Origin of the sequence: Aurantimonas marina (genome assembly GCF_017183135.1) — a bacterium.
Classification (GTDB): Bacteria; Pseudomonadota; Alphaproteobacteria; order Rhizobiales; family Rhizobiaceae; genus Aurantimonas; species Aurantimonas marina.
The window spans coordinates 15,764-30,055 of the sequence record NZ_JADDXW010000020.1; the positions used below are offsets into that span (position 1 = coordinate 15,764).

Consider the following 14,292-nt stretch of genomic DNA (forward strand, 5'->3'; position numbering starts at 1 on the left):
CATGCTGCGAAAGGAAAATCGATGCTGATTGCCGCCGTACAGTCCGACGAGCCCGGCCGTCTCGACACGGTCATGAGAGAGGTTGCCGAGACGCTGCTGTCGCAGGGTCTGCGGCTCGCGGGGGTGGTCCAGACCAACTGCGTCAATCCGGACCGGCATAAATGCGATATGGACGTGCGGGTGCTGCCCGACGGCCCCATGATCCGCATCAGCCAGGACCTGGGAACCGCCTCGCACGGCTGCCGCCTCGATCCGGCGGCGCTCGAAGCGGCGGTGGCGCTGGTCGGCCCGCGCCTGGCAGCGGGGGCGGATCTGCTGATCCTCAACAAATTCGGCAAGCACGAGGCCGACGGGCACGGGTTTCGGGACCTGATCGCCGAGGCGCTGGCTGCCGATGTCCCGGTCCTCACCGGCATTAATGGGCTCAACCGCCCCGCCTTCGAGGCCTTTACCGACGGCATGGCCGAGGTCCTGCCCGCCGACCCCTCGGCTCTGTTGGCCTGGGTGCGCACGGCCCGCCTGTCAAAGGTGGCGTGATGACGTCCCGGTCGCCGGGGATTTCGGCCCGGCCCGAGCCGGGCTGGGGCTGCGGATGCGAGGCGGCTGCCGATCTGATCTCCGTCGAGCGGGCGTTAGCGATAGTGGCGGATCTCGCGCGACCGGTCGCGAGCCACGAGACGCTGCCGCTCGGCGCGGCAACGGGCCGGGTATTGGCCGGAGCCGTGCATGCCGCCGCCGATGCGCCGGGCTTCGACGCGTCGGCGATGGATGGCTATGCGCTACGTGCCGACGGGTTGCGCGGTGACGGCCCCTGGATGCTGCCGGTCGGCGCGCGGATCGCCGCCGGCCAGACGCCTGGTCCCCTGCCCCAAGGCCAGGCCGCGCGCATCTTCACCGGCGCGCCACTGCCCGAAGGAGCGGACACCGTCGTGATGCAGGAGGCGGTGACGCGGCGGGACGACCTGATCGTGATCGTGACGCGGCCGGCTACGGGACAGAATATCCGCCGACGCGGGCAGGACATGGTGCGCGGCATCGAGGTCCTGCCCGTCGGCCGCCAACTGGGATCGCGCGACATCGCCGCGGCGTCGGCGGCCGGAGCCGGACGTCTGTCGGTCCGGCGCAGGCTTCGAGTGACGCTGCTTAGCAACGGCGCCGAACTGGCCGAGCCGGGCGACGCGCTGGACACGGGCCAGATCTGGAACGTCAACCGCGCCATGCTGGCCGCTCAGATGGCCGGTCCCGGGCTCGACCTGACTGATGGCGGCATCATTTGCGACGACCGCCAAGCTTTTACCGACGCGCTGATCGCCGCAAGTCGCGGCGCCGACCTCGTCGTCACGTCCGGCGGCGCGTCGGTCGGCGAGGAGGATCATCTGCCCCGCGCGCTGGCCGAGGCCGGGGCCGAGATCCATGTGCGCAAGGTCGCGATGAAACCGGGCAAGCCGCTGACGATCGCAAGTATCGGCCAAGCCCTCGTGCTCGGTCTACCGGGAAACCCGGTCGCGGCCTTCGTCAGCTGGCATATCTTCGGCCAAGCTGTCGTCGCGGGGCTGAGTGGTGCGGAGCATCGCCCCCGCCGCCTCATGGCGCGCTTGTCCGAGGGCCTCAGCCGCCGACCCGGGCGCCGCGAGTTCCGCCCCGTCCGCTGGGTGGGCACGGGCCTTGACGGCCTGCCGGTTCTCAAGCCCGGTCCGGCGGAGTTCTCGGCCCGCGTGGCCGAACTGGCGCGTGCCGACGGACTGGTCGACATCCCGGCCGAGATCGACTGCCTTGCGACCGGCGATCTCGTGGAATTTCTTCCCTTCGGCTGAGCATCCGCTCGCCGTCCTCCGACGACCTGGCGACGCAACGTCCCCAGGCCTGCTGGCCGCCTGTGCGGCGGCGACCAGCGCGATGCCGGTCACCTCGGCGTCACGGACCAAGACCGCCGTGAAGCGGAGTGCGCGGCTCGCTTTTTCTGGAACCTTACTGGCTCTCCCGAAGCAGCAGCGGGCCCTCCCGGTCCGGGCTGACAGCTGGTGGAACCGCCTCGAAGCGCTTGCCGAGTTCCAGGCGCACGGCGTCGAGGTCTGCGGGGGTGGGCGGCGCTTCGTCGAGATCGCCGAAGCCGAACATAACGGGTCGATAGATTTCAACCCCGAGATCAAGAAGATGGATGCGGCTCGCGTGTCCGTCTCCAGCATTCAGCAGCCGCTCCGTGGACCAGATGCGCAGGACCATGCGCCGACCGGTCGCGGACGGCTTTGTCAGCATGGCAACCGGCAGGCGGCCGTCGTGCAGGAGCGTCGCCGGAGGCACCTTCTTCAAGCCTCCGTACGGCAACAGCACCGATAGGACATGTTGGGTCAGGCTCGCCTCGGAGCTTTGCCAGCCATCGCGCGCCAATGTCGCCATCAACGGTGCCAAAGAGCCGGCATACTGGGCAATGAACGGCTGTGGAGGTTCTCCCCCCAGCGTGATGCGGGCGCGGGGAAGGCTCGCCCAACCGCCATCCCGCCACTCGAACAGCGTGATCTCAGCGGTTTGCGGAGCGTAGGTATAGTTCCGCGTCCAGAGCGTGTAGGCACGCTCGACATGGATCCCATAGGTCACGCCGAAGGCCAACAGCAGCGCCAGAGCCAGTCTTACAGGGCGGATCGAAAGGATGCGCTCGCGCAGTGCGAACGCGAAGGCGGCGATGACCGATGACCCGAACAGGAACCCCCCGGCCACGTCGCTCGGCCAGTGCGCTCCGAGATAAATCCGTGAAAGCGCGATCAGCAGCGCCAGGCCGATGGCGGCCAAATAGATCGCGAAGCGGGAGCGCAGCGGCCGACGATGGGCCAGCAGGATGGCGATGATGCCAAAGATCACCATCGCATGGGTGGCATGCCCGCTCGGAAAGCTGAACGCGTCAGCGCCTTCGTAGAGAGCGTTCGGGCGCTGGCGTCCCAGGATCGCTTTAACGGCGGGAACGAAAAGCAGCGTCGAGCCGAAGGCAACGGCCGTTGCCGCCGACGCAAACCACTGCCGGAAGGCGAGCAGCCAAAGGAGCAAAGCGGCCGCGAGCACAGCCAGCACAATGCCGTCGCCCGCCATCGTCACTGCGATCATGAGCCGATCGAGCGCTTCGAAGCGAAGCGATTCCACGAAATTGCTGATGATCGCGTCGGCCTGGGAGAAGCCGTCGTCAAAGATCACCTGCCCCAGGATCGCCAGGAAGCCGAGAAGCGCCGCCATCGACAGCGCGATCCATGCGAGCGCAACCATGGCGCCGCCCTCGTTGGCGAGCAGACGCCAAGCCAGGGCGGCGGGTCGCCCCGGACGGGTGGTGAGCCAAGTCATCGCATCTCGCCGCGCCCTGGCGAACGCCGGCATGCCGCGCAGGAGTATGAACCGAAGCAGCCAATAGGCGAGGCCGAGAGCGATCAGGAAGGCGATCAAAAGCACCACGACGCGCGGATCCGCCAGTCCGCTTCGGTCGAGCCCCCGCCCGATGCCGAGCCCGCTCAGAACCAGCGCGAGACTCCACAGGATAGCGGAGGTCACATTGGCGAGGAGGAAGCGTCCGACCGGCATCTGGCTCATGCCCGCCACGGCCGGAATGACCGTCTTCACGCCCGGCACGAAGCGGCCGATGAAGACGCTCTTGCCGCCATGGCGCGCGAAGAAGGCCTCGCCACCTTTCAGCCATTCCGGATGACGGGAAAACGGCCACATGCCGACCAGGTCCCGCCCGAAATGGCGGCCCAGCCAATAGGACAGTCCGTCCCCCGCGATCGCGCCCATGATCGCCGCCGCGATGATGACGCCGAGCAGCGAGACGTGTCCTCCGACCCCCGCCAGCGCCGAGACCGCGAGCAGGATGGCGGTGCCGGGAACCACCACACCGACCACCACGATTGCCTCGCTGGCGGCGCTAGCGAAGGCCAGAATGGCCAGCAACCAGATGTTGTTGGCGGAGAAGGCGACCGCCTGGTCGATGAAGGCGTTCATGTCTGTTCCAACATGTCCGGTCCAATATGGGATCGGCTTATAGGATGCCGGTCATGAACCGGTCGAGCCGCGTGTCTTTGCGGTACAAGATGACTACGATGGCGGCGGCGGCGGCGCCCGTCACCGCTCCGCCCAGAACATCGCTGGCGTAATGGGTCCCGACATAGATGCGCGAAAACGCCACGAGAAACGCCGCGCCCAGAAATCCGAGCCCGCTGCGCGACATGCCATGCAAGAGGAAGGCCGCTGCGATGGCGAAGGCCGCCGTCGCATGGTCGGAGGGAAAGGACGGGTCGCCGCTTGGCGCGATCAGCAGTTCGGTGACGCCGAGCGCGTAAGGCCTCGTCCGGTCGATGAACAACAGGACGATCTGATTGATCGCTAGTCCCAGCAGGAACGACAGACCCGCGGCGACCAGCGTGTGCCGGGTTCTCGGCCGGTCCTTCCCTATCCACCATTGGCCCGCGACGATCAGGACAAGCAGCGGCATACCGTAGGCCGAGACAAGAACCATCACCGCATCAAGGAAGCCGTTGTCTCCCGCCAGGCCGTTGATCAGGCGTGTGGCGGCGACGTCGAAACCATACATCGGCAGTTCTCATTCCATTAGGGCGAGCGGGGGGATCGCCGGATTGGTGCGGTGGCGCCGACAGGATTGGGACAAAGGAGGACCGGTCGCCACATCGCCCGTTATTGTGCCAAGAACCTGTCAACGTCCCCGATTGGTGTCGAAGACCCGACGGGCGTAGTCTTCCAGCAGCGCCTCGCAAGCCGCCAGTCGCTTCGTCGCCTCCTGCGCCAACGTCGCGCCGTAGAAATCGAGACTCTTGATCTTCTCGAGCCAATTCTGGAGCTTCTTGAGGTCGATATCTTCCTCCTCAAGCTCCGCGTAGGTGAATTTCTCCTTGGCGATCTCCTTGGCGATCTCGGCTTCAAACCCGCCGCAACGCCCGAGAAATTCCCGATATTGCTCGTCGCGGTCGGCCCTGAACCGGGCGACGACCTTGTCCTGCTGCCCTGGGTCGAGCGACGTGGTTTCGAGAAGTACCGCCTCGCCACCCATCTCGGTCACGTCGTTCTCCAGCATCTTCAGCTGGCGGACATGGTCGTCGGTTCGGGGCAGCACGCAGACGCCATTCTGAAGATAGATCGCCCCCATGGCCTTGAGTCGTCGCCAGAGCGCGACCCGCTTTGCGGCGGGCTCGGGAGGGACTTTGTAGGTGAGGAGTATCCACGGAATTGTAACCATGGATCAATTATCATGTAACGGCCGTTACAAGTCAATCGCCGGGCGGATAGCTGCCACCCGGGTACACCAGAAAATGCTCGGCTCCAAAGCCCAGCGCGCAGCACGGTCGCGCGCTTTGCCGCTTCCATCCCGGCACTGCGTTCCACTGCCAGCGGGCTGTTTCTGCGGCCGTCAAGCCAGGAGTTCTGAATCCAATGCGGCGCCCGAGCACGGATATCCGAACAACGATCAAAAGGACGATGGCCCTCCGATGGTAGCGATGGACGCCCCCCATCATCGAATGTCAGCTCGATCAGGAGGGTTCCCTGCCCCGGGAAGCTTCGACCAAGGCGGCCTTATGCAGAATTTCCTTCCCAGGGCTGAGGTCGCATCTCCTACGGGGGCGGCTGGACGAAAGTTACGACCCGGCCGTTCGTCAGGATTGCGTCATAACGCTCTCGACGGCGTCCACCGTCTTGCCGACCACAAGGTCGGCTTCCTCGCGGGTCAGGCAGAAGGGCGGCGCGAAGCCCAGAATGTCGCCCTCGGGCATCGCCCGGCCGATGACGCCGCGCTCGGCGAGCGCCGCAGAGATCCGCGGGCCCACCTTTAGCGCCGGGTCGAAGAATACCCGGTCGTCCTTGTCGGCGACGAATTCGACGGCCGCCAGCAGCCCGTCGCCGCGCACCTCGCCGACATGGGCGTGATCCGTCAGGGCCGCCGCCAGAACCGCGCGGAAATGCGAGCCGACCGTGCGGACGTTCTCGATCAGGTCGAGCTTGTCGATCAGCTCGAGATTGGCGACGCCCGCCGCCGCGCACAGAGGATGCGCCGAGTAGGTCCAGCCGTGGCCGATGGCGCCCAGTTGGTCCGAGCCCTTCACCAGCACGTCCCAGACCTTCTCGGAAACGATCGTACCGGACAGCGGAAGATAGGCCGAGGTCAGCCCCTTGGCGATGGTGATGAGGTCCGGCTTGATGCCGTAATGATCGGAGCCGAACATCGTGCCGAGACGCCCGAAGCCGGTCACGACCTCGTCGGCGACCAGCAAGACGTCGTATTTCGTCAGCACCGCCTGGATCTTTTCCCAATAGCCGGCGGGCGGCGGGACGATGCCGCCGGTGCCCAGCAACGGCTCGCCGATGAAGGCCGCAACCGTCTCCGGCCCTTCGGCCAGGATCATCTCCTCCAGCTTGTCGGCGCAGAATTGCGAGAACTGCTCCTCGCTCATCGAGCGGTCGGCGCGGCGGAAGTAATAGGGCGCCTCGGTGTGGAGGATCGGCGCGCGTGGCAGGTCGAAGGCATTATGGAACAGGCCGAGACCGGTCAGCGAGCCGGTCATGACGCCGGAGCCATGATAGCCGCGCCAGCGCGAGATGATCTTCTTCTTTTCGGGCCGGCCTAGCACATTGTTGTAGTACCAGATCAGCTTGATGTTGGTCTCGTTGGCGTCGGAGCCCGAAAGACCGAAATAAACCCGGCTCATGCCGGCCGGCGCCCGGTCGATGATCATCTTGGCGAGCTGGATCGAGGGCTCCGAACCGTGGCCGACATAGGCATGGTAATAGGACAGCTTGTGCGCCTGCTCCGCGATCGCCTCGGCGATCTCGGTTCGGCCGTAGCCGACATTGACGCAATAGAGCCCGGCGAAGGCGTCGAGACTCTCCTTGCCGTCCCGATCGACAATGGTCGCGCCCTTGCCGCCGGTGACGACGCGGGTCGGGGTCTCACCGCGCGCATGCATGCCCATATGGGTCGAGGGGTGGAAGAAATGATCGCGGTCGAAGGCGGTCAGTTCGTTGGTCTGGTCGAGCATCTTCAAGCTCCTTTCCTGTATGGGTCGCCGTGTCTTTCGCGGCCGCTCAGGCCATGTCGACGCAGACATATTTGAGATCGGTGAAGGCCTCGAGGCCGAGGCGCGAGCCTTCCCGGCCGAGGCCCGACTGCTTGACGCCGCCGAAGGGAATAGGCGCGCCGGTGATCTTGACGCGGTTGACCGCCACCATCCCGTATTCGAGCGCCGCAGTCATGCGGGCGATCCGGGCCGCGTCGCGGGTAACGAGATAGGCGACGAGGCCGTACTCGGTGGCGTTGGCGCGGGCGGTCACCTCGTCCTCGCCGTCGAAGGGAACGACCGCCGCCACCGGGCCGAAGGTCTCCTCGCGCATGATCAGTGCCTCGTTGGGAACGTCGGCGAGCAGCGTCGGTCGATAGAACAGCGGGCCGGCCGGATGACGTCCGCCGCCGACGAGCTGCCGGGCGCCGCGCGCCAGCGCGTCGCGGACCTGCGCGTCGACCTTTTCGACCGCTCGCTCATTCATCAGCGGGCCGATCTCGACCCCGGGCCTGAGCCCGGGCCCGACCTCAAGTGCCACGATCCGTTCGCCATAAGCGGCCAGGAATGTCTCGTAGATCGGCCGCTCGACATAGATGCGGTTGGCGGCGAGGCAATCCTGGCCGGAGGTCGCGAACTTGGCAGCCATGGCGATGTCGACGGCCTTTTCAAGATCGGCGTCGGCGAAGATCATCAGCGGCGCGTGGCCGCCCAGTTCCATGATCAGGCGCTTGACCGTCGGCGCCGACTGCGCCGCGATCAGCCGGCCGATGTCGGTCGAGCCGGTAAAGCTCATCGCCCGCACCCGTTCGTCCTCGCAGAGCCGCCCGACGATCGTCGCGGCATCGCCGGTGACGACGTTGAACACGCCCGCCGGCATGCCGGCCCGCTGCGCGAGTTCGGCGAGCGCCAGCGCCGAGAACGGCGTCTCGGACGAGGGATGCGCGACAGCCGTGCAGCCGGCTGCGAGCGCGGCGGCGGCCTTGCGCGTCAGCATCGCGGCGGGAAAGTTCCAGGGCGTCACCAGGCCGACGACACCGAGCGGGACGCGGCTGAGCGTCATCTGCACATCGGGGAGATGGCTGGTCACGCTTTCGGCGTTGAGACGTTTGGCCTCCTCGGCGTAGAATTCGACGAAGGAGGCGGCGTAGTCGATCTCGCCGCGGGCCTCGGCCAGCGGCTTGCCCTGCTCCAGCGTCATCAGAAGGGCGAGATCCTCGCGCGCAGCCAGAATCAGCCCATGCCAGCGCATCAAGATGTCGGCCCGCTGCTGCGGCAACAGCGCGCGCCAAGCTGGAAAGGCTGCGGCCGCGGCGTCGATCGCCCGCGACGTCTCCGCGGCGCCGAGCGCCGGCACCCTGCCAAGCCGGGCGTCATTTGCCGGATCATGCACTGCCACCGTTGCGTCGGCGGTAGCCCACCGGCCGTCGATCAGCGCAGCCTCGATGAACAGCCCAGCGTCGCGGAGATGCGAGAGCGGATCGGCACGGTCGAAGGTAACGGCGATGGCGGACATGGCGATCTCCCATATGTCGCGGCGAGGCCGGAGCAACGTTCACGACGTCGTTCTAGCGCTTTCGCGACCGAGAGGTCGGCCATAGATCGGCGTTGGAATGGAGAGCTATCCTGCCGAAAGCAGCTTTGCCGGACGGCCCGTCTTCCCGGCCGCTATCGAGAGGTTTCGGAGATCATCTCAATGGGAATCGGGGTCTTCTTGATCGACGTCATCGCCGGATAGGTGAAGTAGCGCCGGACCCCGATATGGTCGGCGAGCAGCTTGTCGACAATCGCCTGATAGCTGCCCAGATCACGGGTGACGAATTTGCACAGATAGTCGAAGCCGCCGGAAATCGACCAGCACTCGACGATCTCCGGAACCGAGGCGATCGCCGTCTCGAACTGCGCGAAATCCTCCTTGCGGTGGCTCTCGATCTCGATCATGACGAACAGCACGGTCAACGGCCCGTAAGTGCTTTCGGCGATCGAGGCAGCGTAGCCTTCGATGATGCCGACCTCTTCCAGACGATTGAGCCGTTCCCAGCACGGCGTCGGGGACAGATTGACGCGCTCGGCGAGGGCCGCCTTCGGAATCCGCCCCTCCTTCTGCAGGATCGTCAGAATCTTGATGTCGCGGTCGTCCAGCTTGATGCGGCCTCGTGCCATAGAAAATCCCGGATCGCAATTCGATCCCACTGCATAGACCGGCGGTTCGCTCCGCGTCCATAAGGCGTTGGCCGACCTCAGCGAACGATGAGGCACTGTCTGCGGGTGAGCGAGGCCACCTTGTGCGACACCGAGCCGAGCAGAAAGCCTTCCAGGTCACCATTGCCGCGCGCCCCGAGCACAATCAAGTCGCAGTCATGCTCGTCGGCGAACTCGACGATGGCGCGGGCTGGCTGACCACGCTTTGCATAGGACGTGACACTTTCGAGGCCCGCCTTCAGCGCCCGCTCCTTGGCGGCTGTCGCGATATCGCTGGCATAGCTCTTCAGCGCATCGTCGGGGCGCTGCTGTTCGCCGCGCGACCTTACCATCGAGAGCGAGGCCTCGAGCGGCGAGTGATGACGATAGATGCAGAGCGTGATCAAGCGGGCGCCGAAGGTCCGGCAGAGTTCGGCGGCGACGTCGAGCCCCCGCATCGCCATCGCCGAGCCGTCGACCGGAACGAGGATTGTCTTGTACATGATGCGGGAAAAGCCTCTTGCGGATCGAGGGGAGGGTCGGCGTTCAGCGGAAGGCGAGATCGCGTAGGAACAGCGCGATCTGCGGGAAGGCGATCAGCGCGACGCTCACCATCAGCAGGATGAATATGAAGGGCGGAGTGCCCCGGATGACGTCCATATAGGGGCGCTTGAAGATCGCGATCGCCGTGAAGATGTCGCAGCCGAAGGGCGGCGTCGCCGAGCCGATGGCCACCTGCAACGTGATGATGACCCCGACCAGCACCGGGTCCAGCCCCAGCCCCGAGACCAGCGGCGCGAAGATCGGCACCAGCACCAGGATGACGACGATCGGATCGACGAACATGCAGCCGATGAAGAAGGCGATCGAGATCGCCACCAGGACGGTGACCGGCCCGGCTTCGTTGAGGCCGAGCGCGCCGAGGATCATCTGGGGGATCTGCTCGAACGAGATCACCCAGGAAAACGCCGCTCCCGCCGCGACCAGAATGAAGACGACCGCGGTGATGAGACCGGTCGACTTGGCGATATCGATGATGTCGGAAAGCCCAAGCGAGCGGAAGATCAGCAGCTCCAGAACCAGCGCGTAACCGACGCAGACCGAAGCCGCTTCGGTGGGGCTGAAGATGCCGCCATAGATGCCGCCGACCACGATAACCGGAAAGCCGAGCGGCCAGACAGCCCCGCCGACCGCCGCCATGCGTTCGCCCCACGAAGCCTTCGGCTCCGTCGGGATGTTGTTCCGCCGCGCATAGATGATCGAATAGGCGGAAAACAGAAAAAGGATCAGCAGGCCTGGTCCGACGCCGGCGATGAACAGCTCGGAGATCGAGGTGCCGGAGATGACCCCATAGATGATCATGGCGATCGACGGCGGAATCAGCATGGCGATGTCGGAGGCGTTGACAATCAGCGCCAGGGTGAAGCTGTCGCTGTAACCGGACTTCAGCATACGGGGGCGAAGCGGGCCGCCGATGGCGACGACGGTCGCCTGGGTCGAGCCGGAGACCGCGCCGAACAGGGTGCAGCTCGCCGCGGTGGCGACTCCGAGTCCACCCCGGATGTGGCCGACGAACTTCATCACCATGTCGATCAGGCGATCGGCGGAGTGCCCCTTGGTGATGATATCGGCCGCCAGGATGAACATCGGAACGGCGATCAGCGCCGCCGGCCGGATACCGGCGAGCATCTGCTGCACCATGATTTCAGGGCCGATCGGGAGGTAGAAGAAGAACGCGACCATCGTCGCCGCAATCAGCGGGATCATCATCGGGAACCCCAGGAGCAGGAGCACCACCATGGTGAGGATCATCGCCGTTGCCATCAAAACCCTTTCTTTCGGATGCCAGCCACCGGTCTGGGGCGCGGCGGACGCTCAGATCTGTGTCTCGCTGTCCTCATAGGTGTCGACCACCGAGACCGAGAGATAGACGTCGGGCCGGGTGAGATTGGCCACCGCCGTCAGCCCGTATTGAATGCCGGTGATAACGAATCCGAGCGGCAGCCAGACCAGCGTCAGGAAGATCGGCACGCGCGTCACCGGCGAAATGCGACCGGTGTGATAGACGCTGAGGACATACTGGTAGGAGTACCAGGCAAGGACGAACATCACCGCCGCCGTCATCAGCACGATGACGACCATCAGCGCCTTTCGCAGACCGTGCGAGAGCTCGTCATAGATCGCCGACATGCGGATGTGGCGGCCATGCCGGGCCGCGAAGCCGATCCCCGCGAAGGTGATGACGATGATCAGGAACTGGTTGAGTTCCTCGGCGAAATAGAGGCTCTGGCCAAAGACGAACCGGCCGATCACATTCGCCACGGAACTCGCGGCCATCAGCAGGATACCGGCGGTCAGAATGAACGCCTCGATCATGGCGATCACCCGGTCGAGGATCTCCAATGGCCGCAACAAGCCCGAAAATGCCGCGACCGGCATAGCTGCCGAAACCTCCGTCGTCACCGACGTTTCGGACGAAGCCGGGCCGGAGCTGTCCTCGGCCGAAGGGTTTGCTGACGGGTCGGGTCGGTTCATCGGCACCTCATTCCATGGCCCGTCATAGCCGGTTTCGCCTTGCCGGCGCGGAACCCGGGCGGCTGCCCGCCCGGGACGTGCGCGACGGACCTAGCCGTCGCCTTTCACGCGCTTCCTGGAGGCCTCGATGTCGGCCTCGAAGCCCTCCAGGATTTTCTTGCCGCTGTCGCCGGTGATCTCGACGAACTTGTCGCGGACCTTCTTGGCCGCCTCGCGGAACGGGGCGCGCTCCTCGTCGGTCAGCGTCGTCACCGTGATCGAGGGCTTGGCTTCCTTTATCTTGGCAAGCGCTTCGTCCTGCAAGCCCTTCTGATAGTCGATGATGTGCTCGTAGGCGGCGTCGGCCGCCGCCGCGACCACCGCCTTGTCCTCCTCCGACAGGCCGTCATAGAAGGCCTTGTTGGCCGCGACCGCCGTGGTGAAGGTGTTGTGGCCGGTGAAGGTGATGTGGTCCGTCACTTCGTACATCTTGGTCGATTCCACGAAGAACATCGGGTTCTCCTGGCCCTGGATCATGTTCAGCTGCAACGCGCCGAACACTTCGCCCCACGGCAGCGGCGTCGCGGTAGCACCGAAGGCGTTGTAGGTCTCGACCAGCAGCGGCGTCGTCATCACCCGGAACTTGACCCCGTCGAGATCAGCCGGCGCCTTGACCGCTTCCTTGGTGGTCATCACCACCTCGCCCTCGGGAAACATGTCAACGAGATGCAGGCTCTGCGCCTCATACATCCCCGCCAATTCCTTGTTGATCGTCTCCGACGTCTCGTAGAAATCCGCCAGCACGGCTGGATCTTCTGGCAGGACGTAGGGCAGCAGGAAGACTTGGAGTTCCGGGATCAGGCTGCCGGTGAAGCCAGGCGACAGATCGACGAACTGGATCGCGCCCATCTGCGCGAGTTCGGTCGTGTCGGCCGTTTCGCCGAGTGTACCGAAGGGGAAGATCGCCACGGTGTTGTCGGAGTTCGCCTCGACGTGCTCCTTGAACTTCTGCGCGTAGACGCCCTGGACTTCCTCCAGCGCCTCCTCAATGGCGTATTTCCATTCGGCGGCGACGGCCGAAGCCGACATGAGCGTCAGCGCCGTCGTGGTCGCGAGCGCCGTCGCCACGAGCTTACGGCGGGACCTGGAAACAAGATTGGACATGGAGATCTCCCTTTCTGCTGCGCGATGCGCAAAATTAGTCTGAACTATTTGAGCGGATTCCCAAAGGAATTGCCACTTCCCATGACGCCACATATCGTGATGACACAGATTTCAACCGTCTAGCCGATGATCAACTCCATCATCCGTGCGAACTGATAATATCGTTCGCTCGGTCTAAACTCTTGTTTTCGTGCGCGGTTTGCCTGCCGCACCGCGAAACATTTCGACTTCCTTTTCCAAGACGCCTGTGGCCGGTGCATCGACAGGCGAGAGCGTTCCGAAGTTCACGAGAAACGGGCCTCCATGCTTCTGAATATCGGAGCTGCTGTCGAGAGAGCGATTGCCCATTTAGAGGTTCGGAGGCAGGAGAAACCGCTGCCAAGGCAGGATGAAAAGGACGAACCGCGTCATTGTCAGGCATGCGCAAATTATGATCACGTGTAGGCCACACCCGCTCTCCGGCCGCCGCCTGTGACGGGTATCACTCACCAGCTAGACCACCTGTGCCGACGGATGCCGCCCATGCCGCGATCGACCGAGATGGCGCCGCCGCCCTTGCCCGAGAGCGCTTTCGGCTCGCAATGCTATAAGCCACGGAAAGGCGAGAGCGCGCGATGACCGCAGAGATTCACCTGGCAGGCCGGCCCCTACGCTTCGACCCACGCGCCATCGAAAAGCGCGTCGGGCTGATCCTGTTGGCGACCGATCATTCGACGGAGGTCGATTTTACGCGGCTCGTCGCCTCCGACCGGGTCGGCCTGTTCGCGACCCGGATCGTGTTCGCCAATCCCACTACGGCTGAGAACCTGCGCGCCATGCAGCCGCGGCTGGAAAGCGCCGCGGCCTTGCTTCTGCCGGATGATCGGCTCGATGTGGTCTGCTTTTCCTGCACATCGGCGTCGGTGGTGATCGGCGACGCGGCCGTCACTGCGGCGATCCGCAAGGCTAAGCCCGGTGTGCCGGTGGTGACGCCGGCCGCCGCGGCCGCCGCCGGCCTCAAGGCCCTCGGCACGCGCAGGATCAGCATCCTCACGCCCTATACGGTGGCAGTGAGCGAGCCGATGGCGGCCTATTTCGAAGCCGGGGGCTTTCAGATCGAGAGTGTCACCTGCCTCGGACTCGACGATGACGGGGAGATGGCGCGGATCTCGCGGGACTCGCTGATCGAAGCCGCCGTGGACGCCACCTCCGCGAGCGCCGAGGCGCTGTTCATCTCCTGTACGGCGCTCCGCTCCGCCTCGGTCGTTTCGGCCATCGAGGCGCGGATCGGCCGTCCCGTCGTTACCAGCAACCAGGCAACCGCCTGGGCGTGCCTGAATCATTGCGGCGCGTGGACCGCCCGGCCAGAGGCCGGGCGACTGATGAGCGTCGCCATGCCGATCAAGGGTTAGAT

13 protein-coding genes are annotated in these 14,292 nt (G+C 65.1%); 3 read left to right on the forward strand and 10 right to left on the reverse strand.

Annotated features, from left to right (window positions below):
* Positions 1-21: 21 nt before the first annotated feature.
* Complete coding sequence (locus ING15_RS17305; protein ID WP_206456096.1) at positions 22-537, forward strand: DUF2478 domain-containing protein; 516 nt, start codon at positions 22-24, stop codon at positions 535-537.
* Positions 537-1,814 (forward strand): molybdopterin molybdotransferase MoeA, encoded by a 1,278-nt coding sequence (locus tag ING15_RS17310; RefSeq protein ID WP_206456097.1) that lies wholly within the window; start codon positions 537-539, stop codon positions 1,812-1,814. Before ING15_RS17305 ends, ING15_RS17310 begins: the two co-directional genes overlap by 1 nt.
* 154 nt (positions 1,815-1,968) lie before the next feature.
* On the opposite strand, the gene ING15_RS17315 is transcribed toward ING15_RS17310, so the two are convergent.
* From ING15_RS17315 to dctP, 10 genes are all read right to left on the reverse strand, one after another.
* Positions 1,969-3,978 (reverse strand): bifunctional DedA family/phosphatase PAP2 family protein, encoded by a 2,010-nt coding sequence (locus tag ING15_RS17315; RefSeq protein WP_206456098.1) that lies wholly within the window; start codon positions 3,976-3,978, stop codon positions 1,969-1,971.
* 37 nt (positions 3,979-4,015) lie between these two features.
* Positions 4,016-4,567: a phosphatase PAP2 family protein gene (locus tag ING15_RS17320; RefSeq protein WP_232845848.1), complete on the reverse strand. Its 552-nt coding sequence runs from the start codon at positions 4,565-4,567 to the stop codon at positions 4,016-4,018.
* Positions 4,568-4,687: 120 nt separating this feature from the next.
* Positions 4,688-5,227, reverse strand: coding sequence for a Chromate resistance protein ChrB (locus tag ING15_RS17325; RefSeq protein ID WP_206456099.1), 540 nt, complete (start codon positions 5,225-5,227; stop codon positions 4,688-4,690).
* A 415-nt stretch (positions 5,228-5,642) separates the two neighbouring features.
* Positions 5,643-7,022, reverse strand: a complete 1,380-nt coding sequence (locus ING15_RS17330) for an aspartate aminotransferase family protein (RefSeq protein ID WP_206456100.1) — start codon at positions 7,020-7,022, stop codon at positions 5,643-5,645.
* A 46-nt stretch (positions 7,023-7,068) separates the two neighbouring features.
* Positions 7,069-8,556 (reverse strand): NAD-dependent succinate-semialdehyde dehydrogenase, encoded by a 1,488-nt coding sequence (locus ING15_RS17335; RefSeq protein WP_206456101.1) that lies wholly within the window; start codon positions 8,554-8,556, stop codon positions 7,069-7,071.
* A 152-nt stretch (positions 8,557-8,708) separates the two neighbouring features.
* Complete coding sequence (locus ING15_RS17340; protein WP_206456102.1) at positions 8,709-9,203, reverse strand: Lrp/AsnC family transcriptional regulator; 495 nt, start codon at positions 9,201-9,203, stop codon at positions 8,709-8,711.
* A 77-nt stretch (positions 9,204-9,280) separates the two neighbouring features.
* A complete protein-coding gene (locus ING15_RS17345; protein WP_206456103.1) occupies positions 9,281-9,724 on the reverse strand; it encodes a universal stress protein in 444 nt (147 codons plus the stop codon).
* Between the two features lie 43 nt (positions 9,725-9,767).
* Positions 9,768-11,045 (reverse strand): TRAP transporter large permease, encoded by a 1,278-nt coding sequence (locus ING15_RS17350; protein ID WP_206456104.1) that lies wholly within the window; start codon positions 11,043-11,045, stop codon positions 9,768-9,770.
* A gap of 51 nt (positions 11,046-11,096) precedes the next feature.
* Positions 11,097-11,756: a TRAP transporter small permease gene (locus ING15_RS17355; protein WP_206456105.1), complete on the reverse strand. Its 660-nt coding sequence runs from the start codon at positions 11,754-11,756 to the stop codon at positions 11,097-11,099.
* Between the two features lie 90 nt (positions 11,757-11,846).
* On the reverse strand, positions 11,847-12,899 hold the full coding sequence (gene dctP, locus ING15_RS17360) for a TRAP transporter substrate-binding protein DctP (protein WP_206456106.1): 1,053 nt from the start codon (positions 12,897-12,899) through the stop codon (positions 11,847-11,849).
* Positions 12,900-13,513: 614 nt separating this feature from the next.
* On the opposite strand from dctP, the gene eutA reads away from it, so the two are divergent.
* On the forward strand, positions 13,514-14,290 hold the full coding sequence (gene eutA, locus ING15_RS17365; RefSeq protein WP_206456107.1) for an ectoine utilization protein EutA: 777 nt from the start codon (positions 13,514-13,516) through the stop codon (positions 14,288-14,290).
* The last annotated feature ends 2 nt before the right edge of the window (positions 14,291-14,292 follow it).

What these genes read in the sequence shown, in the direction of transcription:
- ING15_RS17305 (WP_206456096.1), top strand. Translation starts at nt 22, where the DNA reads ATGCTGATTGCCGCCGTACAGTCCGACGAGCCCGGCCGTCTCGACACG.
- ING15_RS17310 (WP_206456097.1), top strand. Translation starts at nt 537, where the DNA reads ATGACGTCCCGGTCGCCGGGGATTTCGGCCCGGCCCGAGCCGGGCTGG.
- ING15_RS17315 (WP_206456098.1), bottom strand. Translation starts at nt 3,978, where the DNA reads ATGAACGCCTTCATCGACCAGGCGGTCGCCTTCTCCGCCAACAACATC.
- ING15_RS17320 (WP_232845848.1), bottom strand. Translation starts at nt 4,567, where the DNA reads ATGTATGGTTTCGACGTCGCCGCCACACGCCTGATCAACGGCCTGGCG.
- ING15_RS17325 (WP_206456099.1), bottom strand. Translation starts at nt 5,227, where the DNA reads ATGGTTACAATTCCGTGGATACTCCTCACCTACAAAGTCCCTCCCGAG.
- ING15_RS17330 (WP_206456100.1), bottom strand. Translation starts at nt 7,022, where the DNA reads ATGCTCGACCAGACCAACGAACTGACCGCCTTCGACCGCGATCATTTC.
- ING15_RS17335 (WP_206456101.1), bottom strand. Translation starts at nt 8,556, where the DNA reads ATGTCCGCCATCGCCGTTACCTTCGACCGTGCCGATCCGCTCTCGCAT.
- ING15_RS17340 (WP_206456102.1), bottom strand. Translation starts at nt 9,203, where the DNA reads ATGGCACGAGGCCGCATCAAGCTGGACGACCGCGACATCAAGATTCTG.
- ING15_RS17345 (WP_206456103.1), bottom strand. Translation starts at nt 9,724, where the DNA reads ATGTACAAGACAATCCTCGTTCCGGTCGACGGCTCGGCGATGGCGATG.
- ING15_RS17350 (WP_206456104.1), bottom strand. Translation starts at nt 11,045, where the DNA reads ATGGCAACGGCGATGATCCTCACCATGGTGGTGCTCCTGCTCCTGGGG.
- ING15_RS17355 (WP_206456105.1), bottom strand. Translation starts at nt 11,756, where the DNA reads ATGAACCGACCCGACCCGTCAGCAAACCCTTCGGCCGAGGACAGCTCC.
- dctP (WP_206456106.1), bottom strand. Translation starts at nt 12,899, where the DNA reads ATGTCCAATCTTGTTTCCAGGTCCCGCCGTAAGCTCGTGGCGACGGCG.
- eutA (WP_206456107.1), top strand. Translation starts at nt 13,514, where the DNA reads ATGACCGCAGAGATTCACCTGGCAGGCCGGCCCCTACGCTTCGACCCA.